Source organism: Paludibaculum fermentans (genome assembly GCF_051172195.1).
Taxonomy (GTDB): Bacteria; Acidobacteriota; Terriglobia; order Bryobacterales; family Bryobacteraceae; genus Paludibaculum; species Paludibaculum fermentans_A.
In genome coordinates this window covers 2430983-2447882 of record NZ_JBPJAQ010000001.1, presented here as the reverse complement: position 1 = coordinate 2447882, position 16900 = coordinate 2430983, and the positions used below count along the sequence as shown (strand labels likewise).

The following is a 16900-nucleotide window of genomic DNA, read 5'->3' as shown; positions in this document are numbered from 1 at the left end:
AGTTCCCGCGAGACTTCGATTATGACCCAACGGACCACTATCCTGGGACTGTTCGCGCTGGCCGCGCTCAGTTCCGCCCAGACGCCTGACACCCAGAAACTGCTGCAGCAGGTGGAGGCGCGATCGGATCCATATAAGGCGATGTCGCGGCAGATCTGGGAGAACCCGGAGTTGGGCTGGTCGGAGTTCAAGAGTTCGGCCCTGCTCAAGGAGCAACTGCGTTCGGCGGGCTTCCGGATCGAGGAGAATATCGGCGGGCAGCCGACGGCGTTTGTCGCGGAGTGGGGCAGCGGCAGACCAGTGATCGGGATCATCGGGGAGTACGATGCGTTGCCTGGCTTATCGCAGGATGCGGAACCTGCACGCAGTCCGAGGGTGTCTGGCGGTCCCGGGCATGGCTGCGGCCATAACCTGTTCGGCACGGCGTCGGCGCTGGCGGTGGTCAGCGTGAAAGAGCATCTGGTGGAGGCGAAGCTGCCGGGCACGATCCGGTTCTACGGCACGCCGAATGAAGAAGGCGGCGCGGGTAAGGTGTACATGATTCGCGCGGGCGCTTTCAAGGACGCGGATGTGGTTCTGGCGTGGCATCCCGGCGACACTCACCAGGCGGACGACAACTCGCACCTGGCGAACATCAGTGCGAAGGTGCGGTTCTATGGGAAGGCGTCGCATGCGGCCGGAGCTCCGGAGGCTGGCCGGTCGGCGCTGGACGGGTTGGAACTGATGACGCATGCGGTGAACATGCTGCGCGAGCACATCCCGCAGGAATCGCGGATGCACTACATCATCACCAGTGGCGGGGCGGCTGCAAACATTGTGCCGGACTTCGCGGAGCTGTCGATGATTGTGCGTCATCCTGACTTGAAGACGCTGGACGGGATCTGGGCGCGGGTGAAGAACTGTGCCGAGGCCGGGGCGCTGGCCAGCGGTACACGGGTGGAGATCGAGATCGCCTCCGCTTATGCAAATTTCGTGACAAACCCGGTGCTGCGCGACCTGCTGGATAAGAACCTGCGCCTGACCGGTGGGTTCACCTATACACCGGAAGAGACGGCGTTCGCGGAGAAGATCCGGCAGTCGCTGAACAATCCGAATCTGCCGCCACTGGACACGATCTCGAAGATCCTGCCGCCTCAAACAACGGTAAGTTCGGTTTCCACCGATGTGGGCGACGTGAGCTGGGTGGTGCCGGTGGGCCACATGCGGGCGGGCACCTTTCCGCCGGGCACGCCGCTGCACTCGTGGCAGTCGACGGCCTGCGCGGGAACGGAGATCGGGCGCAAGGGCATGATGGTGGCGGCAAAAGCGTTGGCGTTGAGCGCAGCGGACCTGTTCCACAGTCCGGAACTGGTGAAGGCGGCGCGGGCCGCATTTGACCAGAAGATGGCCGGGCAGCAATACCATTCGCTGATCCCTGAAGGGAAGCAGCCGGCGCTGCCGGGGCGGCCGTAGTCCCTAAACAGATGGCAGCGACTGGCGCCAGGCGAACAGTTTTTCGGAAAGCTGCCGGGCGACCGCAGGATTCGCGGCTGCGACGTTTGAGTCCTCTTTATCGGACTGTCGGAAATCGTATAGCTCCAGGCTTGAGCCGTCGCCGTTGACGAGAAGCTTCCACGGTCCGCTCCTGATCGCCAGGTTGGGGCTTTGATCGCGTGGCAGACCCGGGCGGATCATCGACGGGGAGCGGCCATAGTCGAACAGCAGATCCTTGTGGCGGTCCATTGGTTGTCCCAGGAACGCCTGGCTGAGGTTCACACCATCGAATTGCGCATTCGCGGGAGGAGCGACGCCGGCCAGTGCGCAGCAGGTAGGGAACAGGTCGATGGAGCTGGCGACGGTCGTTGAGTCGGTTTTGCCCGCCGGGATGCGGTTGTCCCAACGGACAATGAGGGGCGTGCGGATGCCGCCTTCATAGAGGCTCCACTTGCGACCCCGCAGTCCGGAGGTGCTGCCCGGGGGGTCGAGTTGCTCCTTGTAGTAGTAGGGCCACGCTGTGGGCCCGTTGTCGCTCAGGACGACGAATAGAGTGTTGCCCGCCTGTCCCATCTGCTCAATCTTGTTGACCAGGCGGCCTACCTGCTGATCGAGGTTATCGAGCATGGCAAAGTACTGCTGGACGTACTTGTTCGCGGCGAAGCGCGCGTATTTCTTCAGCAGTTCCGGCTTCGGCTCGAACGGGTCGTGCACCTCGTTTGGCCAGAGATGCAGGTAGAACGGCTTGCGGGCGGCCACGCTGCGCTGGACGAAATCGATGGAGCGGTCGACGTAGATCCCGGTCAGTTCGCTCTGCGGCGCGTGCGCGATCCTGCCGCGGCCCAGCTTTTCGTTCAACTCAGAGAGCTTGCCGGGCGGCAGCACCCGGTCGCCAAGCCCTTCGAACGAGGTGTAGGATTCGTCGAAGCCATACTCCGTGGGCAGGGGCGCGTCACCGACATCGCGTCCGCCACCCATGTGCCATTTGCCGAAGTGGCCGGTGGCATATCCGGCCTGCTGGAAAGCACGGGCAACGCAGGGGGCCTTGGCGTCCAGGAAGTTTCTCTGGCCGAGTTCCCGCTGCTTCTGCCGGGTGTCGAGGTAGGAGTGAATGCCCTGGCGCGCGGGGAACTGTCCAGTGGTAATGCCTACCCGGGAGGGAGAACAGACCGGGGAAGCGACGCAGGCCTTGGTAAAGCGCACACCTTTTGAAGCGAGGCGGTCGATGTTGGGTGTGGGGACGGGGCCTCCGAAGCAGCCCAGGTCACCATAGCCCATATCGTCGATTAGGATTTGCACCACATTCAGTCGAGCCGTTGGAGGGGCAGCGTTTATCGCAAATCCGGCGCCCATGCTTCTCAGGAAATCCCGTCGCTGTACCACTGGCCTGATCCTCCATGGCGGCTGTATGTGTCCGCGTCCAATGAGATCATATCGAGCGGAAGGCCGACTGGAGAGGAACACTGCCTGGAGACCTGCCGGGCGTCCGCGACAGCGATCGCCTGGGTTTGACCTCAACGGCGAACACGGCAAGAGGGAGGGGGGAAGCCCGCGCTGCTGGATCGCAAGCGGAGTTGGTCCAGAGACTCGGTATCCAGGGGCCCGACAAGCACTTGGCGCAGGCCGTGACCGCGTTCAGCAGACTCGGTTCGCACGGGCCAGCCCCGCTTTGCCAGTGCGTCCATCAACCGGCCGGCCTGCGCCTGGCTGGTAATTGCCATCTTGCAGTAGATGCCAGCCGTGCTGATATGTTGTCGGGCAGAACCAGGCAGACGTGGACGCACCGCTTTTTCAGCGCAGAGGGTTGCAGTGGGGATGAACAGAAAGGGTAAGCTGCACGCCAGTACCACCACGAGTCTTGCCATGGCAATTGAGGATACTCGAGGAGCAGGCTAAACGCCATCGCGGCCCGGGCGGACGGTGCCACCCGGGCCGCGATGGAAGTTCAGTCGAAATGCGTGGCTACGTCTCCCGTCGCCGATTAGTCCAATTGATCGCGCGATTGGCGGCAGGAGCCGGACGTCCCCGCAGTGTTACTCGCTGAGGGCGGCGATGAGAGCACCCCGGGCAGTGGTTTCCAGTGGAGATTTGGCCATGCGGATCTCCGAGATGGCGACCGGGAGGCTGGTGGCCGCGATCGATTTCTCGAAGCGGTCTCGGAAGCCTTGCGGCATAACCCCACCGCCGCTGAGCACGAGAGGTACTGGGCGGCCGAACTTCGGCACATTCCGCGAAGCCTGGAATGACTCTTTCAGGCCCTGGACGACTGCCTGGATCATGTCGTCATAGTAAACCGTGAGCGCCTGCTGCACCTTGTCAGCGAAGTGGCCGTTGAAGTGGAAGGATTCTTCTTTCACGATGCGGACGCGGTTGATGAGTTCGCCGGTGACGCCGGCCGCGCTGGAGTCGATGAAGTCTCCACCCTTGGCGACGCTGAAGCTGAGCACGGGCACGGACATGTACGAGAGCGCCACATTGCAGAGGCCGCCGCCGCAACTGATGCCGATACCGGTATAGTTGGAATCTTCCAACTCGCTGTAGATGACGGCGAGTCCTTCATTCACGCTGCGCACATCCAGGAACCCCAGTTGGTTGAGGATCTGCTTGATGGTCGCCTCATGGTAGGTGAGATTGCTTTCCTGGCCGAGCGGCGGAGCTGGAACACTGAAGCAGACCTTGGCGCCCCCCTCGGGACGGTCGCCGAGAACGGAGTTGACGATCTCCTCCATCTGCTGGAGGCTCTCCGGTTCGTTCGAGTTGAGGATGCCGCGGGTCATCGGGCGGCGGATTTCGCGGCCCAGCAGGTCTGCCATGCGGGCGCTCTCATTGCCGAAGACCACCAATTGCCCGTCGCTGACGGAGTGCGGAACGTTCTCCCGTTTCAAGCTGTTTTCCGTGAGCTTGGAGTGGGGGATCGCGACGAAGGCGTTGAGCTGCGCCTGCACGCTTTCCTGCTCATTCTGTTGCTTGACTGCCACAACGCGGCTCGTACCAATGTCGAGTCCGATCATGGTCGCCTGTTGTTGCTCGGTTTTCATCCTTTATTCTCCTTGGACAGCTCTGTCTTAGTTTTCATGCGGGAGAGCACTTTCCTGTAGCGCTTCTCCAATTCTTTGCGATATGCGGCGACGTCGAGGCCATGGGCCGTGGCGTTCTGCCGCAATTGATCCTCACCAAGTAGCAGGCCCCGCCAAAAGGCCTGACCAGTCACCTGAACCAGCGAGGGGTCATAGGTAAAGCCGAAGAGCCAGAGACCCGGAGCGGGCACGGCGTAATTGTCGGGCAGTCCCACTGCGACATAGGGGAAGTTCGAGGCCCAGTCGTAGTGGTAGCCCACCTGCATGTTGTCGGGATTCACGGACACCTGCGCGTGCGTGGCACAGTCGGCCGTACTGATTTTGTATTTTGCGCGCAGCATTTCGGTCAGCACGCGCAAGGCATGAATCTGGGCGGGTGTGGCCTGTGCCTTGGCCTCCCCCGGCTGCGTTATGGTTTCGACGGAGATTCCGAGGAAGGCGCGATTGACATTGACGTAGGTGAATCTGTTGTCGGCCCAGATGGAATAACCAGCATGGTTGGCGGAATCGGTTTCGCGGACGACACGCCAGACGTTGCCGAACCGGTCGACCATATAGTGATAGGCGTGCTCATGCTGCAGGAATTCGAGCAGCTGTGCGCCGACGCGGCGAATGGTCTTTGTCTTGTCTTCAGCGAATTCCACCTGATTGCTCTCGGTGGTGTGGAAAACGATCCCGGAGGGCGCCGTACGCTCTTCGACAGGACCTGCGTCCTCGTCGCCGCGGCGGAAGACCGGGTATTTGCGCGGTTCGTTGGCGATTTCGTAGCGGCGCTCGATGCGGAGGCCGTTGGAGTAGGTTTCAAAGCCCGGGTTTGCTTCGACAAGCCAGACACTTGGGAAGGTCTCGGGGCCGGTCTCATTGGCCTGAACGGTGACGATGGGCCCGCGCTTCCAGAGGCGGCTGGCACTCGTCATAGTGCCGGCAGGCAGCAGGAGGAGCGCGATCAGGGCGACCACCATGGAGGTGCGGCGACTGCGGAAGAAAGCCTGGCCGACGTCAGACCGTGGATCCCAGATGCAGCGATCGCCCAAGGTGTGGCGCAGGAAGCGCAGACGCTCGACGGGGTCGGCAATCTGGTCGGCCCGCCAGCCGGCAGCGGCTCGCAGTAGGGCATTCGGCGCTTTTCGCGTTGTGGTCATGGGCATAAGACCAGGAGCGGTGTCTGAACGCACGGTTCCCCGCTGTGGAGTAGATCGACAGGGATGCGGCAAAACCTTAGTGTCATCGGTGAATTACCTTAGTGAATATTTGGGGAAAGCACTAAGCTCAAATGAGGGAAGGGGGTTCTCGGGTGGGGGTGATCTCCTGAGTCATGATAGGGCCTCAGCGTCTTTCTGGGAAGAGTATCCCGAGGCACGAGGAGCAGTTTTTTCGGATAGCACTGAGCCGATTGGGGATGATTAAGCGCGGCGAGCAGACAGAGGCCTTCTGCTGGTGCCGGTTGGCCTCGCGGGTAGGCGGAACCCGGAAGTTGAATCAGGATGAGGCAGCTAATTATTGCTTCGGCGACTCGGGCGCTTCTCCGGCCGGGAGGAGCCGGCTATCGGTCTGGAATTTGCGGTAGTCCTTCCAGGTGACTTCCACATCGGCCCGCATCTTCTTGAGGAGTCCAAGGCGTGCGTCGAGGTGGGTGACCGCATGAACGGGAAGCCAGACTTCTGAATTAATCCTGGCTTGGCGGAAGGTGAGCCTGGCTCCAGGATCGAGGCGGGCGAGGATCCAACCGAAGGATACGGGAGCGATGGTCTCGGCCTCGACCCGAACCCATTGATACTCCTGCTGGTCGACCCAGATGCGGCCCTTGAACTTGGTGAGCAGATCCCACCTCTTCGCCTTGCCTTGGTAGCCAGGACGGGGCTGGGCGTCGATGATCCAGGCGGGATGGCCATCGACCATATCACTGCCAACCAGGGAGAGGAGGAAGGCGTCGGGAATCTCGGCCAGGAAATCGCGGCCCTCCTGCCGCCGTTTTTCCTCCTCGCCTATACGCTTGCGGCGCTCGCCAGGATTCTCTTCCTGGCGTTTTCTAAGCTCGTTATCGAATTCCCGTTGCGCCTTAGCCGCTTCTTTGGCCGGTAGAGGTTGGTCGTTGTGGGCGATCTTGCGACTATAGGGACGTTCGCCGATCATGATCACGTCGAAGGTGTCCGATTGTGTGTTTTTGACCTTCCCCTTTGAGTCAAGGTCGCGTTTTTCCGCGCGCTGGGTGTAGGTGTAGTCTTTGGCGCGCGCGTTGTTGAGGCGGTCGCGCTCGAGGCTACGGCGAAGGATTGCATTCGGATCGGGAGCTGACGTTTGCGCCGAGAGTCCGGCGATGGGGACGAAGAAGAGACAAACGAGTCGGGAATTCATGCGTCTGACTGGGTTAGACTAATCCGTTGGTATTAGTAATGCAATGAAGATTCACTGGCCGGTTCCGATTGAGGATAGCGTACTGGCCCTGCGGCAGAGGGTCGAGATGCTGGGTTACGTGTCGATTGCTGGCGGCCTGACAGCCCCACCGGACGAGACGCTGCCCGTGCTGCACATGGCGTACCCCCGCGGCCCGCTGGAACACGCGCTCGCGGCGGTGCGGGCGTTGAGACAAGTGCTGGCGCCGGATGCCGTGATGCTGGCAACCGGCGAATGGGTGGATCCAGCGGAGATCGGGCAACTGTTTGCGGCCGGTGCTGATGATTACGTTAGCCTCAATTGCGAGACGCGCGAACTGGCGGTGCGGTTGCTGGCGTTGAAGGAACGGCTGGAGAAGCGTACGCAACAGTCACTCGATCAACGACTGCGCAGGGCACAGAGACTGGAAACGCTTGGCACGTTGGCCGGCGCTCTGGCTCACAACTATAACAATCTACTGGCTGCGATCCAGGGCAATGCGCAGTTGGCGATGATGGACCGGACGCTGCCGGAGACCTTGCGGTATGGGTTGACTCAGATCGACAGGGTTTCGCAGCGGGCGGGCGACCTGACAAAGCAGATGTTGGCCTATGCTCGCAACCAGGAAGGGGCGCCCAGGCAGGCACTGAATCTCAACTTAATTGTCCAGGAAATGAGCGAACTGGTGCGCGTCTCGGTGCCGGAAGGCTGGAGTGTGAAATCGGGCCTGGCGAGAAACATCCCACCGCTGCTGGGCCGTGCTTCGGAACTGAGGCAACTCGTTCTGAATCTGGCCTGGGGCGCATGCGGGGGGCTGGGCGAGGAAGGCGGCGAACTGAGGCTGCGCACCGTGTTCGACGAAGAGGCAGCGGAACCCGTGGTGGTCCTGGAGACGGAGGCCGTCGGGTTGGCCGGCAGACCAGGGCCGGAGGTTCAGTCCGAAGCAGCCGAACTGCGTTTGACCGTGTCACGCAGCATCGCGGAGTCGCACGGCGGAGCCCTGGAAGTATTGGAGCGGCCCGATGGCGGGGTAATGCTGCGGGCATTGATACCTCCCATCGCCGGATGGCGAATGGTGACACCGGCACGCAGTATGCAGCAGTCAGCCATTGCCAGGCCGGCGACTGTGCTGTTGGTGGAAGACGAGCCGGCAGTACGGGATATGGCGGAGAAATTGCTGAGGCGAGCGGGCTACACAGTGTTCTCGGCGGACAATGCAGCGGAAGCGTGGGGCTTGTGCGAGCAGGTGGGCGCGGCGCTGGATGTCGTGATCCTGGATCTCCATGTTCCGGGCATGCGGGCCAAGGAGATGGTCCACGGCATCCGGTCGATGTTCCCGAAGATGAAGATCGTCATTTGGAGCGGTCTCGAGGAAGAGGCGGCCCGGGCCAAACTGGCGGGTGCCGAGCCCTACCATTTTCTGCCCAAGCAGCCGAAGGTGGCCGAGTTCGTGGCGGCGCTGAACGAACTGCTGCAGAGCGCAAACGAGGCCTAGAGGTGGTTAGGCGACCGGTGCGGTGATGGTGAAGAGCGCTCCGGCGGAGTCCTTACGGTTCTCCGCCCGGACGGTGCCGCCACATTGCTGCGCGATGGTGTGGACGATATGCAACCCCAGTCCTCCATGCTTGCTGCGGGTGGAGAAGCGCGGTTTGAAGATCTTGCCGAGAATGGCATCGGGAATGCCCGGGCCGTTGTCGGAGACGAGGAGTTCCACGGATCCGTCCGCGGAGCGAGCAACGACCTCGATTTCGCCACCACCGTTCTCCTTCATAGCCTGGGCGGCATTGAGGAACAGGTTCATGAAGACGCGCTCCCAGTCACTGGGCTCGCCCTGGAGCCGCAGCCCGGCAGGAACCTTTCTGATCACCTTGACCCTGGTGCCGGGCATGTGGGTGAGGAAGTCCTGCAGAAATGTGGCGGCACGCTCGACCACGAGATCGAGTTCGGGACCGGAGCGGCTCTGTTCAACATAGAGGCCGACGATGCGGCGGCCGCGGTCGACGCTGCGATGAATGGCCTGAGCGAGGGCTCGGGACTGTGGGTCACCTGAGACGAGTTCGGCGGCTTCGGAGATGGTCTCGAAGACATTGTTGAGATCGTGGACCAGTCCGGCCAAGGTCAGGTCTGGAGTAGGATTCGGGTCATCCGCCACGGAGGGCTCCACCGCACGGCTCAAGAAATGATCCCTCGCAGTGTACTCCAGAATTCGGGGAAACTCACCGACGCTGCTTCCGATCCGTTGATAGCCACGGGGCCATCGGCACGCAATGCAGCTATGGCGAAGGCCATGGCGATGCGGTGGTCGTGATAACTCTCGACTTCAGCAGAGTGGAAGGTCTGTCCGCCGGGAATGTGGAAGCCGTCGGGGGTTGTTTCAATCGTGACGCCCAGCGCGCGCAGGTTGGTGGCGACGGTTTCGATGCGGTCGGACTCCTTGATGCGGAGTTCTGAGGCGTCGCGTACGGTGAGGCCGTCGGCGCTGACGGCTCCGAGGATGGCCAGGACCGGAATTTCGTCGATCAGGGCCGCGGCCCATTGCTTCTCGATGAGACCGCCCTTGAGCTTGGAGCCCTGGACCAGTAGATCTCCGCGCGGTTCGCCGTTGCTCATGCGCATGTCGAGAATCTTGACGTCGACCCCGGTGGAGACGAGGAACTCGATCAGGGTGGCGCGGGTGGGGTTGAGTCCCACGTCCTGCAGCACGAGTTTGGAGCCGGGGACGATGGCTCCCGCGACCAGGAAGAAGGCGGCGGAGGAGAGGTCGCCGGGAACGGTCAGTTCGCGAGCTTCCAGGCGGGCAGGGCCTTTGACACGCGCCCACCCACGGCCGGTTTCGATGTCGACGCCAAACTCGCGCAGGGCGACTTCCGTGTGGTCGCGGGTTGTGGCGGGTTCATGGACGGTGGTTTCGCCCTTGGCGGTCAGCCCGGCCAGCAGGACGCAGCTCTTCACCTGGGCGCTGGCAACCGGCAAGGTGTAGTCGATGGGCTGAAGGGCGGCGCCCCGAATCTCCAGCGGAGGATACTTACCGCCGCGCGCGGTGAGGGTTGCACCCATCTGGGTGAGCGGGCCCATGATGCGCTGCATGGGGCGCTGGGAGAGACTCTCGTCCCCAATGAGGCGGCTGGTGAACGGCTGGCCGGCGAGCAGGCCGGAGATCATGCGGATGGTGGAACCGGAGTTGCCGGCATCCAGGTCAGTTGATGGAGCCTGCCAGCCATGGAGCCCGCGGCCATGGACTTTCACCTGGCGGCCGTCGATCTCGACCTCAATGCCGAGGGAACGGACACAGCCGAGGGTGGAGTGGCAATCGGCGCCGGACGAATAGTTATGAATGGTGGAGGCGCCCTCGGCGACAGAGGCGAGCATGCCGTAGCGGTGCGAGATGGACTTGTCGCCAGGCAGGCGGACTGTGCCTTCCAGGGCGCCGCCCGGGGTGATGATTTCTCTCATAAGTGTGTCTTTCCTCCGCTCTCTATTCAATAGGGAACGGTCCATCGTTCTTAAGGTTGATCCAGCGTTCCATGCGCGTGCGGGTCTCAAACCGGAGGGCGATGGCGCGCGCCGGGAAGGGGGTCTCAAGGCTGATCTCGGCTTCGCCGCCGGGTTCAATATCTGTGGCATCGATATCCGTTTTGCGGGTCGCGACCACTTTCTTGCCTGGCCCCACGAAATAGATCGTCAAAACGACGTTGCGGATGGTGTCTTCGCCATCGTTTCTCAGCTTGGCATCGAGCAGAATGGTGTCCTCACGGCGCACGGCCTTACACTCAACTACGTTGAGCAATGCCCCCTTCTGCTTGCGCTGGTCCTGCGCGACGCACAAGAATAGGGAGGCTAGCGTGATGAACGCGAGCAACCACCATTTCATAAAGTTTCAGTGTAGCGAACGCGAGAGGGGGTCTTCCGATGCGGAGACGGGACTGGTTGTTGTCGAGCGCTGCCTTACCAATGGCAGCGCAGGCGATGCAGAGCGCGCCGAAGAACATTGTGATCTCAAGCGCAAACGGTATGTTGGCCTGTGAACGGGCCATAGCCGTCATCCAAAGAGGCGGTGACACACTGGAAGCGGTTGTGCAGGGCGTCACTACAGTTGAGGACGACCCCAATGACACCAGCGTCGGCTTTGGCGGTCTGCCAAACGAAGAGGGCGTGGTGGAACTGGACGCGTGTGTGATGCACGGGCCCACCGGCCGCGCGGGCTCCGTGGCGAGTGTCCGGAACATCAAGAACGTGGCACGGCTGGCCAAGATGGTGATGGAGAATACCGACCACGTCATGCTGGCGGGCGAGGGCGCGACGCGGTTCGCCAAGGCCTGGGGCATCGAGGAGATGAACCTGTTGACGGAGAAGGCGCGGCTGGCCTGGATGACATGGAAGCAGTCGCTGCGGGACGGGGACAACCACAACAACTGGACCGACGGGCTGGATGCGCCGGAGAAGAAGGGAACGGCGATGCTGCGGGAGATGTTCCCCCATGCAACCGAGGATGATTTCCAGTGGGCGCGGTGGATGGCGAAGCATCCGACGACCGGCACGATCAACTGCCTGGCATTGAACACGAAGGGCGAAATGTCCGGCACGACCACGACCAGTGGATTGGCGTGGAAGATTCCCGGCCGTGTGGGCGATTCCCCGATTGTCGGCGCGGGCTGCTTTGTCGACCAGGAAGTGGGCGCGGCGGGCTCCACCGGGCGCGGCGAGGAGAATATCCGCATCGCCGGGGCGCACACGATTGTGGAGAATATGCGGCACGGCATGTCGCCGGCGGACGCGTGCATGGATGCGCTGAAGCGGATCGCCAGGAATTACAAGAACGACCAGAAGAAGTTGGATCAGTTCGACATCAACTTCTACGCCTTACGCAAGGATGGCGTGCACGCAGGCGCTTCGTTGTGGAATGGGCGGATCCGGCGGGACGGTTATATGGCGTCGTTCGAATATGCGGTGAACGACGGCGGAGGGCAGTCTCGCAAAGAGAAGTGCGTGTACCTGCTCGAGCGGAAGAAGGCCTAAAGTCAGCAAAGCGCTTTCATCACCTGGCGCGGGTCGTTCGGCTCGCGCAGGCGGATGAAGAAGAGCCCCAGACGCAGCATTGGGCCGGGCGTCAACATAAACCGGCCCAGTCCCTCTACAAAGTTGTCGATCTCGACGATGCGGGCGGCCAAGCCGTCCCTGTCCAGGCGGACCAGGCCCGTTGCGTTTTGCCAGGCTACGGAGCGGGCCCTCCAGATGGAGAACTCGATCAGGCGATCGTCCGTGCGGCCGCCGAGTTTGTCGAGAATCCACATCCAGGGCGACACACTCCCAATGCAATCCGTCACTTCCTGCACCATGTCGAACAGGATTGTGTTGATCTCATCAAAGTCGTGGCGCAAGGCGTCGATATCGTCCAGGGTGCAGATCTCTGCTGCCGAGATCCCCAGATCCAGGTTGATATGGGCGTTCATGCCGGCCAGCAGGTGCTGCAGGATCGTCGGCCGCCAGCGCTGGCCGGCCTCGAAGGTAGCGCGCCAGGCTCCAGTGACCGGACGGCCGCCGCGCCAGCAATCGTAGGCGTCCAGGTAACGGTTCGCAAAAGCCACGTCCATACGCTCCATTCGCGGGCCATCCTGGAAGCGCCCATTGGCGATGCCGAGCTTCACCTGGGCGGTTACCTTCCGATAGAGGGTGGGGAAGTAGCCAAGGTAGGAACTGGCGGCCTCGGGCGAATCGATGATGGCGTCGAGGCACGCCAGGACTTCGTCGATGGTGGAGCAGGGCATGGGCAGGCGCAGGTTGAACCTAGTGGCTTGCCATCATATCGCGGATGCTGAGCAGCACCAAAGCGCTGGTGAGTCCGATCATCAGGACGACTGACAACCAGCCCACGACATTGAACATCGTACTGTTCTTCCACTTCTTCATGAGCCGCTCCTTGTTGATGAGCAGAATCATGAAGATCAACACAAAGGGCAGCAGTGCTCCATTGAGCACCTGGCTCATCAGGATCATCTTGATGAGAGGGAAGTCGGGCAGCAATACGACCCCGGCGCCGATCACGATGAGCAGAGTGAACAGCCAGTAAAAGATGGGCGCCTCGCTAAACCGCTTGTTGACGCCGGATTCGAAGCCCATGCCCTCGCAGACCGTATAGGCGGTGGAGAGAGGCTGAATACAGGCGGCGAAAATCGAGGCGTTGAACAGACCTGCGCAGAAGAGCAGGACAGCATACTGGCCGAAGGGTGCGAGTCCTTTCGCCGCGTCGGTGGCGTCGGTAATATCGCGCGGCTTGATGGTGTGAATCGCTCCGGCGCAGGCCACGATGATGAAGAACGCAATGACCGACATAGCGATACAGCCGACGATCACTTCGATGCGGCTCTCGGCATAGTCCTTGGCGGTGATGCCCTTCTCCACCACGGCCGCCTGGAGATAGAACTGCATCCACGGCGCGACTGATGTGCCAACCATGCCGATCAGCATCGTCAGGTAGCCTTCGTCGAGCATCAGCACAGGCTTGACGCTGTTGATGGCGGCTTCTTTCCAATCGGGCTTTACCAGAATTCCGGAGAAGATGTAGCAGACATAGAGGGCCGTAGCGAAGAGGAAAACCTTCTCCACCCGTTCATAGGTCCCCTTCACAATGAGGAGCCAGACTCCAACAGCCGCGATGGGTACGGAGATGAAACGGCTGACGTGGAACATCTCCAGCGCGCTGGCGATGCCGGCGAAGTTGGCCATCACATTGGTCAGATTGGCAAGCACAAGCACTGCCATCATGAGGAACGTGGTGCGAAGCCCAAACTCCTCGCGAATCAGGTCAGAAAGGCCCTTGCCGGTGACGGCGCCCATGCGGGAACCCATCTCCTGCGTGACGATGAGCAGCAGGGTGATGGGGGCGAGGGTCCACAAGGGCAGGTAGCCATACTTGGCGCCGGCCTGGGAGTAGGTGAAGATGCCGCCGGCGTCGTTGTCGACCATGGCGGTGATAAAGCCGGGGCCAATGACTGAGAAGAAGACCAGGATGTGGTACTTCAGCCGTTTGAGCAACTGCATCAATGCTGCCTCAGCACCGAGATGATGTCGTCGGCCGTCACCACGCCGGCCATGCGCCCTTCTTCATCCACCACGGGCAGAGTGAGCAGGTTGTATTTGTCGAAAAGCTCGATGATGCGGTTGGCTTTTTCGCGTACCGGAACTTTGATGACGTCGTCCTGGACGAGTTCGCTGAGCTTTCGCGTGGGGCGGGCCAGGAAAACGCGAGCGACCGGGAGTGCGGCTTTGAGGCGCTCGTCCAGATCGGTAAGGAAAATCGTATTCAGCGTGTCGGCTAGTTCCTGCTGGCGGCGCAGGGCCTCGAGGGCATCGGCGACGGTGCCGTCTTCGTGCACAGCCACGAAGGCGGTGTTCATCATGCCGCCGGCTGTGTCTTCGTCGTATTCCAGCAGTTCTTCAACCTCGGCCTTGGGTTCGCCTTCCATCTCTTCGAGGATCTCCTCGGACGTCTCCCTGCCAAGCTCCGCGAGTACGTCGGCGGCTTCGTCAGGGTCCATCTCCTCGAGAATGTCGGCGGCCTTCTCGGTTTCGAGGGATTCGATGATCTGGGCCTGGATGTCGGGCTCCATCTCAGACAGCGCTTCGGCAGCGGCTTCGGTGTCGATTGCCTCGAAAATGGCTTCGCGATCCTCGGGGCTGAGTTCTTCGACGATGTCAGCCAGGTCGGCCGGATGCATCTCTTCGAGCAGGGTGAGGTCGATGTTCAGCCGCAGGCGACGCTGAGGGTCGGGCTCGAGAATGTTGCACAGCTCCCAGCGGATCGAGTTGACAGGGATGTAATGCTGGAGTTTCCGCACGATACGCCGTGGAAGGACGCCCTGGACGAGGCGGCGGAAAACGCTGCGCACGCCGATGTCGACTTCCAGGACGTGGAGGACATCGCGCAAGGCTTCCCGGCGAATGTCGAAGGTGATGTCGGTGACACGGACGACTTTGCGGCCCTGGGCATCAATGATCTGCTGGTCAAGAAGGTCACGGACGAGGCGAAGAACATACTCATCCTCGTGATAGGGAATCAGGTGTTCGTCACTGAGGTAGATGCCGTCGAGGGTGATGGATTCAATCTGGTCGTAGCGGACCGAGACCCAGGTATATCCGCCGCCGCCGCTGAGAAGGATGCGTTCGATACGCACCGGATGCACCACGGGCACTAGCGCGGCATCGCGCACTCGTCCCAGCACTCGGCGCTTCAGATCATAGACCTTCAGCCCAAGCAGTTCTGTGAGATAGAGAATGTTTTCCGCCATCCGCCATCGCTGCCTCCAGGCTTCCTTCCACTATCCCGCAGGGGCATTGGTTGTGGCAATGACGGGGCTGCAAAAAGAAAGCCGCCTGGCGTCGGGGATGGCCCTTGCCAGGCGGCGATCGCAATCGGCGGAAGTCTTGATGACGGACGCGTTACTTGGTGGGAGCCGCGTCGCTCGAGCCCCTGGCGAGCGCTGTGGTGCCCATGATGCCGCCCAAGCCCATGGTTTCAACGGCCGAAGAGGGGACGATCACCATGGAGCCTTTTTCTTTAATGGCTTCATACAGCATATTCATGGCTCGCAACTGAAGAGCGATGGGGTTGTCTCGATAGTGCTCGGCCGCTACCGCGAATTTCTCCGAGATTTCCGTCTCAGCCGTACCCAGGATGATGCGGGCGTGGCGTTCGCGCTGGGCCTGCGCTTCGCGGGACATGGCGTCCTGCAACTCCTGCGGAATCTGGACATCGCGGATCTCGACGCTCTGGACGGTGACGCCCCAGGGGTTGGTCTTTTCGTCCAGGATGCGTTGGAGCTCCTTTCCCAGCACTTCCCGGTCTGTCAGCATCTCGGTCAGCATATGCCGGCCGATGGATTCCCGCAACGCGGTCTGGGCGCTCATGGTGATGGCGCTAAAGAAGTTCTCCACTTCCAGGATCGACTTTTCGGCGTTCCAGACAACCCAGAAGACGATGGCATCGACGAAAACAGGGACGGCGTCGCGGGTGAGCGAGGATTCCGCCTTTACGTCCGTAACACGGATTCGCTGGTCGATGAAATCGCTCAACTGGTCAACAATGGGGACGATGGTGAAGATGCCGGGGCCCTTGAGTCCCTGGTATCTGCCCAGCCGCAGGACGGCCACTCTCTCCCACTGCTGAGCCACTTTGATGGCAAAGAGGAAATAGATGCCCACAAGTGCGAAGGCGAGCACGACGAGGGGGGTCTTGAGGATGGCGCCGAGTGCGACGCCGACAAGGACGCAAATGGCGAACACGGTGGCGCCGATGCTGCTGACGGGCTGGGCCCGCACGACGCTGGAACCGCTGGTGTTTACCGAGAAACCCTTGGGAAACATAAACTTCTATCTCCTTGCAATTTGCCTGACCGACATTTCCTGTAGCTGCTCACCGGCGAGTTCGAAGATCACACGGCGAGCCTGAATGAGATCCATGACGCCGATGGCGATGACCATCCACGCCGCCAACCAGACGGCGCATCTGCCAAACATCTCTCTATCCTCCTGAGCCCGTTAGGGTTCGGGCTCGTTATCGGGTACCAGATCGGTGAGACGGCCGATCAATTCACGGACGCTGAAACCTTCGGAACCAGCGCGGGTGGCGCACTCGGCGGCCAGGCGGCTGAGCCGGACGTCGCGCTGCACCTGATCCTGCTCGACACGGTTCAGGGAGACGAAAGTGCCCAGCCCCTGCTGCGTGGCGAGTGTGCCACGGATTTCGAGCTCACGATAGGCGCGCATCACAGTATTGGGGTTTATGGCGAGGTCGACTGCGACCTGGCGGACGGTTGGAAGCTGATCGCCTCCCCGCATGGCTCCGGAGGCGATGGCTAGCTGAACCTGGTCAATCAGTTGTCGATAGACCGGAACGCCGGTGGCGTTGTCCAATCGAAACCGGAATGGTTCTGACTTGCTCATCTAGTTAGCTAGTGTACTAGTTCTCTAATACAAGTCAA

General features: G+C 61.4%; 16 protein-coding genes. 3 read left to right on the top strand and 13 right to left on the bottom strand.

Annotated features, from left to right (window positions below; all coding sequences use genetic code 11):
- Positions 1–21: 21 nt before the first annotated feature.
- A complete protein-coding gene (locus ACR9Y2_RS09950) occupies positions 22–1452 on the top strand; it encodes an amidohydrolase (RefSeq protein WP_435041011.1) in 1431 nt (476 codons plus the stop codon).
- Between the two features lie 3 nt (positions 1453–1455).
- Here the strand turns inward: ACR9Y2_RS09950 and ACR9Y2_RS09945 are convergent, their stop codons facing one another.
- The 4 genes from ACR9Y2_RS09945 to ACR9Y2_RS09930 all read right to left on the bottom strand — a co-directional run bounded on the left by ACR9Y2_RS09945 (position 1456) and on the right by ACR9Y2_RS09930 (position 6905).
- On the bottom strand, positions 1456–2772 hold the full coding sequence (locus ACR9Y2_RS09945) for a sulfatase-like hydrolase/transferase (RefSeq protein WP_435041010.1): 1317 nt from the start codon (positions 2770–2772) through the stop codon (positions 1456–1458).
- Positions 2773–3506: 734 nt separating this feature from the next.
- Positions 3507–4511 carry a hypothetical protein gene (locus tag ACR9Y2_RS09940; RefSeq protein WP_435041009.1) on the bottom strand — a complete coding sequence of 335 codons (1005 nt, stop codon included), beginning with the start codon at positions 4509–4511 and terminating at the stop codon, positions 3507–3509.
- Entirely contained in the window at positions 4508–5692 is a 1185-nt protein-coding gene (locus ACR9Y2_RS09935) for an N-acetylmuramoyl-L-alanine amidase (RefSeq protein ID WP_435041008.1), read from the bottom strand. The genes ACR9Y2_RS09940 and ACR9Y2_RS09935 overlap by 4 nt, the downstream gene beginning before the upstream one ends.
- 355 nt (positions 5693–6047) lie before the next feature.
- The gene (locus ACR9Y2_RS09930) at positions 6048–6905 is read right to left on the bottom strand and encodes a hypothetical protein (protein WP_435041006.1); all 858 of its coding nucleotides are present in this window, start codon (positions 6903–6905) and stop codon (positions 6048–6050) included.
- 43 nt (positions 6906–6948) lie between these two features.
- On the opposite strand from ACR9Y2_RS09930, the gene ACR9Y2_RS09925 reads away from it, so the two are divergent.
- The gene (locus tag ACR9Y2_RS09925) at positions 6949–8418 is read left to right on the top strand and encodes a hybrid sensor histidine kinase/response regulator (protein WP_435041005.1); all 1470 of its coding nucleotides are present in this window, start codon (positions 6949–6951) and stop codon (positions 8416–8418) included.
- Positions 8419–8424: 6 nt separating this feature from the next.
- On the opposite strand, the gene ACR9Y2_RS09920 is transcribed toward ACR9Y2_RS09925, so the two are convergent.
- The 3 genes from ACR9Y2_RS09920 to ACR9Y2_RS09910 are packed head-to-tail and all read right to left on the bottom strand — an operon-like array spanning position 8425 to position 10794.
- Entirely contained in the window at positions 8425–9099 is a 675-nt protein-coding gene (locus ACR9Y2_RS09920) for a sensor histidine kinase (protein ID WP_435041004.1), read from the bottom strand.
- A complete protein-coding gene (gene aroA, locus ACR9Y2_RS09915; RefSeq protein ID WP_435041002.1) occupies positions 9096–10376 on the bottom strand; it encodes a 3-phosphoshikimate 1-carboxyvinyltransferase in 1281 nt (426 codons plus the stop codon). Before aroA ends, ACR9Y2_RS09920 begins: the two co-directional genes overlap by 4 nt.
- 22 nt (positions 10377–10398) lie before the next feature.
- Positions 10399–10794 carry a hypothetical protein gene (locus ACR9Y2_RS09910; protein ID WP_435041000.1) on the bottom strand — a complete coding sequence of 132 codons (396 nt, stop codon included), beginning with the start codon at positions 10792–10794 and terminating at the stop codon, positions 10399–10401.
- Positions 10795–10832: 38 nt separating this feature from the next.
- Between ACR9Y2_RS09910 and ACR9Y2_RS09905 the strand changes: the two genes are divergently transcribed.
- On the top strand, positions 10833–11939 hold the full coding sequence (locus tag ACR9Y2_RS09905; RefSeq protein WP_435040999.1) for a N(4)-(beta-N-acetylglucosaminyl)-L-asparaginase: 1107 nt from the start codon (positions 10833–10835) through the stop codon (positions 11937–11939).
- Positions 11940–11941: 2 nt separating this feature from the next.
- On the opposite strand, the gene ACR9Y2_RS09900 is transcribed toward ACR9Y2_RS09905, so the two are convergent.
- The 6 genes from ACR9Y2_RS09900 to ACR9Y2_RS09875 form a co-directional block, all read right to left on the bottom strand.
- Positions 11942–12688: a DUF5995 family protein gene (locus ACR9Y2_RS09900; RefSeq protein WP_435040998.1), complete on the bottom strand. Its 747-nt coding sequence runs from the start codon at positions 12686–12688 to the stop codon at positions 11942–11944.
- A gap of 19 nt (positions 12689–12707) precedes the next feature.
- Positions 12708–13961: an NRAMP family divalent metal transporter gene (locus ACR9Y2_RS09895; RefSeq protein WP_435040996.1), complete on the bottom strand. Its 1254-nt coding sequence runs from the start codon at positions 13959–13961 to the stop codon at positions 12708–12710.
- A complete protein-coding gene (locus ACR9Y2_RS09890) occupies positions 13961–15208 on the bottom strand; it encodes a magnesium transporter MgtE N-terminal domain-containing protein (protein WP_435040995.1) in 1248 nt (415 codons plus the stop codon). The genes ACR9Y2_RS09895 and ACR9Y2_RS09890 overlap by 1 nt, the downstream gene beginning before the upstream one ends.
- A 151-nt stretch (positions 15209–15359) precedes the next feature.
- Positions 15360–16283, bottom strand: coding sequence for a slipin family protein (locus tag ACR9Y2_RS09885; RefSeq protein WP_435040994.1), 924 nt, complete (start codon positions 16281–16283; stop codon positions 15360–15362).
- 6 nt (positions 16284–16289) lie between these two features.
- Positions 16290–16436: a hypothetical protein gene (locus tag ACR9Y2_RS09880; RefSeq protein ID WP_435040993.1), complete on the bottom strand. Its 147-nt coding sequence runs from the start codon at positions 16434–16436 to the stop codon at positions 16290–16292.
- A 21-nt stretch (positions 16437–16457) separates the two neighbouring features.
- Positions 16458–16862: a GntR family transcriptional regulator gene (locus ACR9Y2_RS09875; protein WP_435040992.1), complete on the bottom strand. Its 405-nt coding sequence runs from the start codon at positions 16860–16862 to the stop codon at positions 16458–16460.
- Between the last annotated feature and the right edge of the window lie 38 nt (positions 16863–16900).

Excerpts from the sequence above, each read along its gene's own strand:
- ACR9Y2_RS09895 (WP_435040996.1), bottom strand. The coding sequence starts at position 13,961 with ATGCAGTTGCTCAAACGGCTGAAGTACCACATCCTGGTCTTCTTCTCA.
- ACR9Y2_RS09905 (WP_435040999.1), top strand. The coding sequence starts at position 10,833 with ATGCGGAGACGGGACTGGTTGTTGTCGAGCGCTGCCTTACCAATGGCA.
- ACR9Y2_RS09900 (WP_435040998.1), bottom strand. The coding sequence starts at position 12,688 with ATGCCCTGCTCCACCATCGACGAAGTCCTGGCGTGCCTCGACGCCATC.
- ACR9Y2_RS09910 (WP_435041000.1), bottom strand. The coding sequence starts at position 10,794 with ATGAAATGGTGGTTGCTCGCGTTCATCACGCTAGCCTCCCTATTCTTG.
- ACR9Y2_RS09885 (WP_435040994.1), bottom strand. The coding sequence starts at position 16,283 with ATGTTTCCCAAGGGTTTCTCGGTAAACACCAGCGGTTCCAGCGTCGTG.
- ACR9Y2_RS09935 (WP_435041008.1), bottom strand. The coding sequence starts at position 5,692 with ATGACCACAACGCGAAAAGCGCCGAATGCCCTACTGCGAGCCGCTGCC.
- aroA (WP_435041002.1), bottom strand. The coding sequence starts at position 10,376 with ATGAGAGAAATCATCACCCCGGGCGGCGCCCTGGAAGGCACAGTCCGC.
- ACR9Y2_RS09950 (WP_435041011.1), top strand. The coding sequence starts at position 22 with ATGACCCAACGGACCACTATCCTGGGACTGTTCGCGCTGGCCGCGCTC.
- ACR9Y2_RS09880 (WP_435040993.1), bottom strand. The coding sequence starts at position 16,436 with ATGTTTGGCAGATGCGCCGTCTGGTTGGCGGCGTGGATGGTCATCGCC.
- ACR9Y2_RS09875 (WP_435040992.1), bottom strand. The coding sequence starts at position 16,862 with ATGAGCAAGTCAGAACCATTCCGGTTTCGATTGGACAACGCCACCGGC.
- ACR9Y2_RS09890 (WP_435040995.1), bottom strand. The coding sequence starts at position 15,208 with ATGGCGGAAAACATTCTCTATCTCACAGAACTGCTTGGGCTGAAGGTC.
- ACR9Y2_RS09940 (WP_435041009.1), bottom strand. The coding sequence starts at position 4,511 with ATGAAAACCGAGCAACAACAGGCGACCATGATCGGACTCGACATTGGT.
- ACR9Y2_RS09930 (WP_435041006.1), bottom strand. The coding sequence starts at position 6,905 with ATGAATTCCCGACTCGTTTGTCTCTTCTTCGTCCCCATCGCCGGACTC.
- ACR9Y2_RS09925 (WP_435041005.1), top strand. The coding sequence starts at position 6,949 with ATGAAGATTCACTGGCCGGTTCCGATTGAGGATAGCGTACTGGCCCTG.